The organism is Komagataeibacter melomenusus (assembly GCF_013155395.1).
Taxonomy (GTDB): domain Bacteria; phylum Pseudomonadota; class Alphaproteobacteria; order Acetobacterales; family Acetobacteraceae; genus Komagataeibacter; species Komagataeibacter melomenusus.
Map to the genome: position 1 here is coordinate 1 of NZ_JABJWC010000071.1, position 10,181 is coordinate 10,181.

At 64.6% G+C, this 10,181-nt stretch carries 10 protein-coding genes, 1 tRNA gene and 1 pseudogene; 4 read left to right on the forward strand and 8 right to left on the reverse strand.

The annotated features are described in order from the left end of the window. The 5 genes and pseudogenes from HNW77_RS16255 to HNW77_RS16275 all read right to left on the reverse strand — a co-directional run. Positions 1–555 (reverse strand): annotated as a pseudogene (locus tag HNW77_RS16255) (energy transducer TonB); the annotation flags it as partial. Positions 556–682: 127 nt separating this feature from the next. Continuing rightward, positions 683–1,474, reverse strand: coding sequence for an alpha/beta fold hydrolase (locus HNW77_RS16260; protein WP_172159067.1), 792 nt, complete (start codon positions 1,472–1,474; stop codon positions 683–685). Positions 1,475–1,486: 12 nt separating this feature from the next. Next, positions 1,487–2,530, reverse strand: coding sequence for an NAD(P)H-quinone oxidoreductase (locus tag HNW77_RS16265; protein WP_172159068.1), 1,044 nt, complete (start codon positions 2,528–2,530; stop codon positions 1,487–1,489). Positions 2,531–2,715: 185 nt separating this feature from the next. Further along, a complete protein-coding gene (gene glnA, locus HNW77_RS16270; protein WP_172159069.1) occupies positions 2,716–4,176 on the reverse strand; it encodes a type I glutamate--ammonia ligase in 1,461 nt (486 codons plus the stop codon). Between the two features lie 122 nt (positions 4,177–4,298). Then, positions 4,299–4,637: a P-II family nitrogen regulator gene (locus HNW77_RS16275; protein WP_110569573.1), complete on the reverse strand. Its 339-nt coding sequence runs from the start codon at positions 4,635–4,637 to the stop codon at positions 4,299–4,301. 155 nt (positions 4,638–4,792) lie between these two features. Here HNW77_RS16275 and HNW77_RS16280 point away from each other — a divergent pair, with 155 nt between their 5' ends. Next, positions 4,793–5,980, forward strand: a complete 1,188-nt coding sequence (locus HNW77_RS16280) for an aminotransferase (RefSeq protein ID WP_172159071.1) — start codon at positions 4,793–4,795, stop codon at positions 5,978–5,980. A 61-nt stretch (positions 5,981–6,041) separates the two neighbouring features. Then, a tRNA-His gene (locus HNW77_RS16285) sits at positions 6,042–6,117 on the forward strand. A gap of 63 nt (positions 6,118–6,180) precedes the next feature. Here the strand turns inward: HNW77_RS16285 and HNW77_RS16290 are convergent. Both HNW77_RS16290 and HNW77_RS16295 read right to left on the reverse strand, forming a co-directional pair. After that, positions 6,181–7,029, reverse strand: coding sequence for an NAD(P)H-binding protein (locus tag HNW77_RS16290; protein WP_172159073.1), 849 nt, complete (start codon positions 7,027–7,029; stop codon positions 6,181–6,183). Beyond that, positions 7,029–8,375 (reverse strand): hypothetical protein, encoded by a 1,347-nt coding sequence (locus HNW77_RS16295; RefSeq protein WP_172159074.1) that lies wholly within the window; start codon positions 8,373–8,375, stop codon positions 7,029–7,031. Before HNW77_RS16295 ends, HNW77_RS16290 begins: the two co-directional genes overlap by 1 nt. Positions 8,376–8,605: 230 nt before the next feature. On the opposite strand from HNW77_RS16295, the gene rplM reads away from it, so the two are divergent. Continuing rightward, positions 8,606–9,088 (forward strand): 50S ribosomal protein L13, encoded by a 483-nt coding sequence (gene rplM, locus HNW77_RS16300; RefSeq protein WP_130732428.1) that lies wholly within the window; start codon positions 8,606–8,608, stop codon positions 9,086–9,088. A 5-nt stretch (positions 9,089–9,093) separates the two neighbouring features. After that, on the forward strand, positions 9,094–9,597 hold the full coding sequence (gene rpsI, locus HNW77_RS16305) for a 30S ribosomal protein S9 (RefSeq protein ID WP_172159076.1): 504 nt from the start codon (positions 9,094–9,096) through the stop codon (positions 9,595–9,597). A 94-nt stretch (positions 9,598–9,691) separates the two neighbouring features. Here rpsI and HNW77_RS16310 read toward each other — a convergent pair whose 3' ends face one another. After that, entirely contained in the window at positions 9,692–9,955 is a 264-nt protein-coding gene (locus HNW77_RS16310) for a hypothetical protein (RefSeq protein ID WP_172159078.1), read from the reverse strand. Positions 9,956–10,181 lie beyond the last annotated feature (226 nt).

A 10,181-nucleotide genomic window follows, 5' to 3' on the forward strand; every position in this document is an offset into this window, starting at 1 on the left:
GGGGGTCTGCTCGCTGGCGGTGTTGGGGGAGGGGGACGAATCCTCGCTGTTTTGCTGCGGGTTATGCGTCTTTTCCTGCGCGCTGGGTTCCTGTTCCTTGTTCTGCGACTGTTTTGGCGCATTCTGCCCGCCCGCCATGTCGGGCGAGGACTGGCCCTGCAACCCGCTTGATGTGGGTGGGGAGAACACCATCTCCACCTGTGGCTCGGTCTGCGTGGCGTTGGGCGAGCCATGCTGGCTGTGATGGGCGGATTCGATCAGGATCGCGGCGAGCAGGGCCGCATGCAGCAGGCCCGATATGGCGATGGCACGCCCTGGGCCTGGCGTTTCGACCGTGTCGGGGCGGATCAGGCCCGAGAGCATGGGGCGCAGCTTGCGGTAGCCGGGTGGCGGCGGCACGGGGGTGCCGGGCAGCAGCCTTTCGCGCTCGGGCGGGGTGTACTGTTCCGTGCGGCCATTGCGTGGCAGGCCGCCCCCGGGCGGCGGGTCGCGGGGGATCAGTACGGGCTCCACGGCTTCTGGCCGCCGGGAGGAGGGACTGAGTGTCACCGTCATGAAAGGCTGCGGGTCTCCGCCATGTGGGTCTGTTGCCGGGGCCTGCCTGCCTGCCCTGGCATGGTGCCAGCATAACTGACGCGGGGGGGGGGCCTGTCAAGGACCGGATGCGTAACGGAGGGCTACTTCAGTAGCTTTCGACAAAGTTTTCCAGCAGTTCGGCGAATCTCTCCGGGTTTTCGACATGCAGCCAGTGCCCGGCCCGTTCGATCAGTTCAAGCCGGTAGCACGGGAAAAGCCTGCGCATGATGGCATAATGTTCGGGGCGGATATAGGGCGAATTCCCGCCCGCCAGGAACAGCGTGGGGCCGGGATAGGTGTAGCCTTCGGGGATGTAGGGCCAGCTTTCGACATTGGACATCGAGTCCACCATCTCGCGCAGGCCGATGCTCCAGCCGGGGTTTTCCCCCACGCGGATGTTCTGCAGCATCAGCGCGCGCACATCGGTGTTGGGGATGTAGTGCTGGAGCAGCCGCTCCGCCCCCGCCCGGTTGAGAAAGGGCGGGAACGGCACCCGCAGCATCTGCTCGCCAAGGGCAAACTGCCCGTGGCCGGTGCGCGCGGGCGGAATGTCGGCCACGAGCAGGCTGTGCACCATGCCCGGCCGGGTCAGGGCCAGGGTCATGGCCACCTTGCCGCCCATGGAGTGGCCGACCAGCGTTGCGGGCAGCGCGTTGTGGTGGGCCAGTGTTTCCAGCAGGTCGCCCGCCATGGTGTTGTAGTCCATCAGCCCGTGCGGGCTTTCGCCATGGTTGCGCAGGTCGATGGCGAGCGTGCGCCGGGTGCGTGCCAGCCTGCGCTGGAAGAAGCCAAGGTTGCGCGCCCGCCCGAACAGGCCGTGCAGCAGGACGATGGGCGGCCTGCCGGCCGTGTCCGGCCCGGTTTCCTCGGGGCCGCGCTCAATGACGTTCAGTAGCACCAGCTTGTGTTCCTATCGTCCGGTCGTCTGTCGGGGGAGGTGTTGCAGGTCCAGCATGATCTTGCCCATATGGGTTCCGTTTTCCATGAGTTTATGGGCCTGAGCAACCCGCGCCAAGGGGAAGGAGGCATGGATGAGCGGGCGAATGGCCCGCCGGGCCAGCAGCGGCCAGACATGCGCCTCGAGTTCACGGGCGATTTCGGCCTTGTATGCCGCATCACGCGGGCGCAGCGTGCTGCCGGTCACCACCAGCCTGCGGGTCATGATGCGCGCAAGGCTGACCCCGTCGGCCTTCGCCCCGCCCTGAAGTGCTATGATGACCAGCCGCCCGGCAATGGCCAGGGATCTGAGGTTGCCCTCCATATAGGCCCCGCCAATCATGTCGAGGATGACATTGACCCCCTCGCCATCCGTCAGGTCCCTTATGCGCATGGGGAAGTCCTCGGTGCGGTAGTTGATGGCCGCGCGCGCGCCCAGCGTCGTGCAAAGCGTGCATTTTTCGTCCGTGCCGGCGGTGGCGTAAACCGTGCCGCCGAGCGCATGCACAAGCTGGATGGCCGTGGTGCCGATGCCGCTGGTGCCGCCATGCACCAGCACGCTCTCGCCGGGTTTCAGCCCCGCCGTCATGAACAGGTTGGACCACACGGTAAAAAACGTTTCGGGCAGGGCGGCCGCATGCAGCGCGTCAAACCCCGCAGGCCAGGGCAGGCACTGGCCTGCGGGCACGGTGCAGTACTGCGCATACCCCCCGCCATTGACCAGCGCGCAGACCCGCGCGCCCAGGGCCGGAAAGGCATCGGGCGGCACGCCTTCGCCCATCGCCACGACCTCGCCGGCTACTTCCAGCCCCAGCAGGGGGCTTGCCCCCGGTGGCGGCGGATACAGGCCCTGGCGCTGCATGATGTCGGGGCGGTTGATGCCTGCGGCCATGACCCGCACCAGCACCTCGCCGGCGCGGGGGCAGGGCATGGGCACGGTGGTGACGTGCAGGGAATCGGGGCCGCCCGGTTCGTTTACGGTCACGGCCTGCATGGTGGCGGGGAGTGCCTGGGTCATGGTCTGTCCTTGCGCTGGTGGAGGCCCCCAAGGTGTAGGCGATATGACGGCTGCGACCAGTGCGCGGGAAGCGCAATCGAGCAAACGTGCGCGCGGCCACGGGGCCGGACATGAAAAAAGCGCCGGAACCCGCAAGGTTCCGGCGCTTTTCGTGTCAGTCCGTTTTCCCGTGGGGGAGAACGCGATCAGACGGAGTAGTACATTTCGAACTCGGCCGGGTGCGGCGTGTGCTCGAACTTGTAGACTTCCTGCCACTTCACTTCACAGTAGCTCTCGATCTGGTCCTTGGTGAACACGCCACCGGCGAGCAGGAACTCGTAATCGGATTCCAGCGCGGTCAGCGCTTCACGCAGCGAGCCGGCCACGGTCGGGATCTGCTTGAGTTCCTCGGGCGGCAGGTCGTACAGATCCTTGTCCATGGCATCGCCGGGGTGGATCTTGTTCTTGATGCCGTCGAGACCGGCCATGAGCATGGCGGCAAAGGCGAGGTAGGGGTTCGCGGTCGGATCGGGGAAGCGGACCTCGACGCGCTTCGCCTTCGGGCTGGTCGCATACGGGATGCGGCACGAGGCGGAACGGTTGCGGGCGGAGTAGGCCAGCAGCACGGGGGCCTCGAAGCCCGGGATCAGGCGCTTGTAGGAGTTGGTGGACGGGTTGGTGAAGGCGTTGAGCGCCTTGGCGTGCTTGATGATGCCGCCGATGTAGTACAGCGCCTCATCGGACAGGTCGGCATAGCCGTTGCCGCCGAAGGTGGGCTTGCCGTTGCGCCAGATCGACTGGTGCACATGCATGCCCGAGCCGTTATCGCCATAGATCGGCTTGGGCATGAAGGTTGCCGTCTTGCCGTAGGAATGGGCGACGTTGTGCACGCAGTATTTGTAGATCTGCATGAAGTCGGCGGAGCGGACCAGCGTGTCGAACTTGGTGCCCAGCTCGTGCTGCGACTGTGCCACTTCGTGGTGGTGCTTCTCGATGGGCAGGCCCATCTCGCCCATGGTGGTCAGCATTTCGGCGCGCAGGTCGCCTTCGCTGTCAACGGGTGCGACCGGAAAGTAGCCGCCCTTCACGCCGGGGCGGTGGCCCATGTTGCCTTCGGGGTAGTCCTTGAGCGACGCGCCGGGGCCTTCGATGCTTTCCAGCTCATAGATGCCGAAGTTCGGGCCGGTGCCAAAGCGCACGCTGTCAAAGATGAAGAATTCGGCTTCGGGGCCGAAGAAGGCGGTATCACCCAGGCCGGTCGACTTGAGGTACTGCTCGGCCAGCTTGGCGGTGGCGCGCGGGTCGCGGTTGTAGAACTGCCCGGTGGAGGGCTCCACGATATCGCAGATCAGGATCAGCTGCGGCTTGGCGGAGAACGGGTCCATCACCGCGGTGGTCGGGTCAGGCAGCAGGATCATGTCGCTTTCGTTGATGGCTTTCCACCCTGCGATGGAGGAACCATCGAACATGAAGCCTTCGCGGAAGGTGTCATCCTCGATCGTGGTGACATACTGGGTGGTGTGGTGCCACTTGCCGCGCGGATCGGTGAAACGCAGGTCAACCATCTCGACCGCGTTTTCCTTGATGATTTCAAAGACCTTCGCGATGGCTTCAGCAGAATGCGACGGTGTGGAAACCGAGGCTGAAGCCTGTGCTTTTTTTGCCATGTTAAATTACCTGTCCTGACTTTGGTGTGCCGTTCCATGCGGCGCGGCAGTTATGGTTACGGAAACGCGGGGCCGCTGTCGATAGGCCAGCCGCCATGAGACCCATGTTTGCAGGCCAACCCTCAGATGGCGTCAGGCCCGCGTTCGCCCGTGCGGATGCGGATCACCTCGCTGACCGGGGTAATGAAGATCTTGCCATCGCCGATACGGCCGGTGCGGGCGGCGGCCATGATGGCCTCGACCGCGCGCTCGGTCATGTCATCGGGGCAGACGATTTCAAGCTTTACCTTGGGCAGGAAGTCGATGATGTATTCTGCGCCGCGATACAGTTCCGTGTGGCCCTTCTGGCGGCCAAAGCCCTTGGCCTCGGTGACGGTGATGCCCATCAGGCCGATCTCATGCAGGGCGTCCTTCACCTCGTCGAGCTTGAAGGGCTTGATGATGGCCTCGATCTTTTTCATGCCTGTTGGTCTGTCTTCCGTCTCATGGCATCTGTAGCGCATGCCGCCCGTTTTGCCGTGGCAGGGTTGCACGGCTTTGGTTTTCAGGCAATCGGGTGATATGGGCAAAAATGCGCATTGCCTGCACCTATGCGCCTACGGACAGGATCAAGACGATGAAACCCGCCAACGCGATGCTTTCGGGGCTGCCGACCACCATATTTTCCGTCATGTCGGCCCTGGCCGTGGAGCATGACGCCATCAATCTCGGCCAGGGCTTTCCCGATACCGAAGGCCCGGCCGACCTTGTCGAGGCCGCGGCCTGCGCCCTGCGTGACGGGCGCAACCAGTACCCCCCGCTTGCCGGCCTGCCTGAGCTGCAGGGGGCGGTGGCGCGGTCGAACGCGCGGTTCTACGGCATTACCGTCGAGCCCGCGCGTGAAGTGGTGGTGACATGCGGCGCGACCGAGGCCATCACCGCCTCGCTCATGGCGCTGATCAACCGCGGCGACGAGGTGGTGGTGTTCGAACCCCTTTACGATACCTACCTGCCGGTGCTGCGCCTGCTTGGCGCCGTGGTGCGCACCGTGCGCCTCGCCCCGCCACGGTGGGACCTGCCGCGCGCGGAACTGGCCGCAGCCTTCACCCCGCGCACCAAGGCCATCTTGCTCAACACGCCCATGAACCCGACGGGCAAGGTGTTCACGCGGGATGAACTGGAATTCATCGCAGGGCTCGTGGCAAGGCACGATGCCTATGCCGTGTGCGATGAGGTGTACGAGCACCTGACCTTCGCCCCCGCCCGCCATGTGCCGCTCATGGCGCTGCCGGGCATGCGCCAGCGCTGCATCCGTATTGGCAGTGCTGGCAAGAGCTTTTCCATGACCGGGTGGAAGGTGGGCTACGTGACCGCGCCCGCGCCGCTGGCCGCCCTCGTGGCCAAGGCGCACCAGTTGCTCACCTTTACCGTCGCACCCAACCTGCAACGCGCCGTAGCCGTGGGGCTGGACAAGGATACGGCCTATTTCGAGCGGCTGGCCGAGAGCATGCGCTCCGCGCGTGACTGGCTGGCCGAAGGGCTGCTCCGGGCCGGATTCGACGTGCTGCCGTGCGATGGCAGCTATTTCCTGATCGCCGATATCGCGCCGCTGGGCTTTGCGGGGGGCGATGTGGCGTTCTGCCAGCAGATGACGCGCAAGGTCGGCGTGGCGGCCATTCCCGTCTCGGCTTTCTATGACCAGGCGGGCAAGGATATCCCCGACCGCTACGTGCGTTTTGCGTTCTGCAAGAAAACGGGCGTCATTTCGCAGGCGGTGCAGCGGTTGCAGGGCGTGCGCGCGCAGCTCTGCGTGGAAAATGCATGAAAATGCAAAAAGGGTAATTGACGGGTCTGCGCGGCTTCTCTAAATAACCGCTCCAGTTGTGGCGGACGTAGCTCAGTTGGTAGAGCGCCGGTTTGTGGTACCGGTGGTCGCGGGTTCGAGCCCCGTCGTTCGCCCCAACCCGTACTTCCCTGAAAAATCAGACTGTTTTTCCGGCGTGGCTTTGGGCACAGGGCCGCCGGTCAGAACGTGCGCGCAAGCCCCGAAGCCAGCGGCAGCGGCGTAAAGCCGAGCTGCGCGCGCATGGGGGCAATGTCGAAAATCTTGTCTTCCATGAGCCGCCGGATCTCGGCAGGCGTAATGACGGGCAGCCCCGGCACCCTGAAGCGCGCCAGCGCCATCAGCGCGGTGCCTGGTACCGGCAGGACCGGGCGCGGCCTCAGCCCCGCGGCACGGGCCACCATGCGCGTGAAATCCCGGTAGCTGACCTGATCCCCCCCTGCGATAACCAGACTTTGCGGCCCCTGCCAGTCGCGCGCGATGGCGGCAAGCAGCGCGCGGGTGACGTCGCCCTGCCATATGGGCTGGAGCCGCGCGCGCCCGGCATCCGGTAGCGGCAGCACCGGCAGGCGGCGCATCAGGGCGGCGAGGCGCTGCACATTGTTCTCGCCCGTTGCGCCATAGATCATGGTGGGGTGCAGCAGCACGCCATCGCGGCCGGAGCGGGCCAGCGCCTGCGCGCCGTGCAGCACGCCGCGCGCATGGGCATCGGGCCAGCGGGTAAAGAGGCGCGTACTGCCCAGGGCCACGAGTCGCGCCTGCGGGGGAGCCGCCGCCAGCACGGCGGGGAGATGGCGGGCATGGGCGGTCAGGACAATGGTGGTGGCATCATGCAGGGCATGGCGCAGCTGGGCGGGGTCATGCGCAAGGTCGGCCAGCCGGGCGGCCATGGGCAGGCCGGTTGCCTGCCAGCGCGCCATCTCGCGCACGATGGGCACGACATTCCGGCCCTCGGCCCGCAGCGCCCGGCACAGCGCCAGCCCCGAGCGGCCATTGGCCCCGATGACATGCACGGGGCCGGGGTTGCGCATCAGGGCGTGGAAATGGTCAGGCCCAGCGGGGCCGCGACCGACGGATCGCCCGCCATGGACAGGGCAACGCCCAGCATCATCAGGTTGACCGGCTTCATCGGGCGCAGCGCGATCTGCAGCGGGTGGTCCTGCGGCGACTGCAGGAACCGGCCCATGGCGCGCATCGAGGCATCATCGGACGCAGCCAGCGAGGCCAGCAGGTTCTGGCGGTAGATTTCGGGGTCGGTATTGCGGCTCTTTGCCAGGCCGGCGAGCACATGGCTGGCCAGGGAGTGGTCCTCCCACGTCATGGCGGCGGAGACGATGCGCGCGGTCTCGGGGATGATGGCCATGTCATCAAAGGGGATCTGGTCGAGTTCGGCCACCACGGTCAGGTTGCCCATATCGGCCGACTCGATGGTCATCGGCTCCAGGTGCACGCGCCCGGCACTGCGGTCGCTGGTGCTGTTGATGTGGATGTTGCCGTTGAAGTGGTCATAGCCGAACGCGTTGAGAATCGTCTGGTTGTCATTGCCGGTGGACCACAGCGTGAGGTTGCCCAGCGTCGTGTCCATCTTGTCCTCCGTCGCGGTGGAGAAGCTGGAGGTGGCGACATGGTCGATCTGGAGCATGGGGTGGGTGCTGTCGATCTCCACCTTTTTCAGGTCCATCGTATGCGGATGGCTCTCATGGATCAGGTGGCCCGACTGGATCAGACTCGCAACCTCGCTGGCAAAATCCGGCCCGTCGATCTTGATGTGATCGACCGAGATGCGGCGCGTGGGCGTGAGGTTGATCTGGGTGGCCAGCCGGTCAAGGTCGAGATGCGAGGTGCGGCCCATGCCGTACTGCGCCACGGTCATGCGCGCCACGGTCACATCGGTCTGGCTGGTGGGCACGGCGAGGTGCATGTTGATGAACGTGCCATCATCAAGCACGAGGGAATCGAAGCCGAGCGGGCGGCTGGCATCGGCACTCGCGCGGTCGGTATTGGGCAGCACCAGGTTGCGCAGGTCCACTTCATCAAGCGAGATGGTGCTGGTCTGGGTCATGATCTTGACATCGCGCAGCACGATGCTGCCGATCTTCTCGCCCTGCACGTTGTTGCCGGTCAGCCCGCCCAGCCGCACGTCGGCCGCGATGAGCGTCATGGCGGGGTTGTGGTAGGTGACGGCCGTGAAATGCGCGCCCCGCGCCAGCGTGCGCGGCCGGGCCGTGGCGTAGCTGAACGTGGCGTTCGGCCCGATGGAGGCGCGGAAGTCGGCTATGCCGGCTTCAAGCCTGTGCTGGGCAAAATGATGCACCCCCCAGCTACCAACCAGCAGCACCAGTACAAGCAGGGGAATGGCAGGGTAGAGTTTCTTCACGAGGCTGATATCCGTAATGACCTTGAACTGACTGCTATCGCATTGTGCCCCCCCTCGGCAATCGCCCGTGGAAAGGTCATGGCGCGAAAGATGGCGGTATCATGATACCACACACGATTTTTTAGCGGAAAATGCCGCCTTTGAAGGATTATGTGCTTGACGTTTGCACATGATGCGGCTGATAACGCGCCACCTGTTACCGCTACATTACTGGACGGAACACTAGATCCATGAAGACCACACTTTCGCTGAAGCCCGCCGAGGTGACGCGTGGCTGGACCCTGATCGACGCCGAGGGCCTCGTTCTGGGCCGCCTGGCCGCCATCGTTGCCCAGCGCCTGCGCGGCAAGCACAAGCCGCAGTTCACCCCGCATGTTGATTGTGGCGACAATATCGTCATCATCAACGCCGAGAAGGTTCGCCTGACCGGCAACAAGGTTGACCAGAAGCTGTTCCATTATCACACCGGCTACCCCGGCGGGATCAAGGAGCGCACCATCACCCAGCGCCTGACCGGCAAGAACCCCGGCCACGTGGTGCGCAAGGCTGTCGAGCGCATGATCACGCGCGGCCCGCTGCAGCGCGCGCAGATGAAGCACCTGTATGTCTATGCCGGCGCCGAGCACCCGCATGAGGGGCAGAAGCCGCAGGTTCTTGATGTTGCATCGCTCAACCGCAAGAATGCCGTCAACACCCAGAAGGTCGGGGGCTGAACCACATGTCCGAAACCCAAGAACGTACAGGCACGCTCGCTGACCTCAAGGAAGCGGTTGCTTCCGGCCAGGTGACGTCCGCGCAGGAAGCCGCCCCGGTTTACGAAGCCAAGCGCGATGCGCAGGGCCGCTCCTACGCCACGGGCCGCCGCAAGGACGCGGTTGCCCGCGTGTGGATCAAGCCGGGCAAGGGCGACATCATCGTCAATGGCCGTCCGGTTGGCACCTACTTCGCGCGCCCCGTGCTGCGCATGCTGATCACGCAGCCCTTCCTGGTGGCTGACCGCTACAACCAGTTCGACGTGTACTGCACGGTCGTTGGTGGTGGTCTGTCCGGGCAGGCCGGTGCGGTCCGTCACGGCATCAGCCGTGCGCTGACCCACTACGAGCCCGCGCTGCGCAGCATCCTGAAGGCCGCAGGCTTCCTGACGCGCGATTCGCGTGTTGTCGAACGTAAGAAGTACGGCCGCGCCAAGGCCCGCCGTTCCTTCCAGTTCAGCAAGCGCTGATCCGGCTTTTCCCGCGGCCCTGTGCTGCGGGGAACGGGTTTTTCAACGGGGTCGGTCCAGCAATGGACCGGCCCCGTTGTGCGTCTGGGCGGTTTTACAGGAAAGGATTGTCCACCTTGGCGGGCTTGCGTGGCGGCAGGGCATCGGGCAGGTCTTTCTGGGCCTCAAGCGTCGTGACCACCTGTTGCATGAACGCCAGCAGCGCCTGCGCGCGTGCCAGCCCGGCCCTGTCGCGGCTGAGATCCGTCTGGCCATAGAACGCGATGCTGTCGGTGCCGTTTTCCACCGTCATGCCGCCAATGGTGCGGCTGGCGCTGTTATCGGCAAAGGGCACGAGAGCGGGGGAATGGGCGGTCATGGTCATCTCTCCTTCATCCAGAATATTTCTTGCAGGCCGGTTGAAAAAAACCAGAAGTTTTTGGCGAAGCTTTTTTCAAAAAGCTTCAAGGAACGCCGCCTTTTTGGGGTCTGTTTGGAATTGATTTTTCACAAGGTCCCTGATGTGCTTTAAACTGCATATGGATCGCTTGATATTGACGGATGCCCAATGGGCGAAAATGGAACCGCTGTGCCTTGGCAAGCAA

Coding starts and splice junctions, on each gene's coding strand:
- HNW77_RS16265 (WP_172159068.1), bottom strand. CDS start 2,530: ATGACCCAGGCACTCCCCGCCACCATGCAGGCCGTGACCGTAAACGAA.
- glnA (WP_172159069.1), bottom strand. CDS start 4,176: ATGGCAAAAAAAGCACAGGCTTCAGCCTCGGTTTCCACACCGTCGCAT.
- HNW77_RS16275 (WP_110569573.1), bottom strand. CDS start 4,637: ATGAAAAAGATCGAGGCCATCATCAAGCCCTTCAAGCTCGACGAGGTG.
- HNW77_RS16280 (WP_172159071.1), top strand. CDS start 4,793: ATGAAACCCGCCAACGCGATGCTTTCGGGGCTGCCGACCACCATATTT.
- HNW77_RS16290 (WP_172159073.1), bottom strand. CDS start 7,029: ATGCGCAACCCCGGCCCCGTGCATGTCATCGGGGCCAATGGCCGCTCG.
- rplM (WP_130732428.1), top strand. CDS start 8,606: ATGAAGACCACACTTTCGCTGAAGCCCGCCGAGGTGACGCGTGGCTGG.
- rpsI (WP_172159076.1), top strand. CDS start 9,094: ATGTCCGAAACCCAAGAACGTACAGGCACGCTCGCTGACCTCAAGGAA.
- HNW77_RS16310 (WP_172159078.1), bottom strand. CDS start 9,955: ATGACCGCCCATTCCCCCGCTCTCGTGCCCTTTGCCGATAACAGCGCC.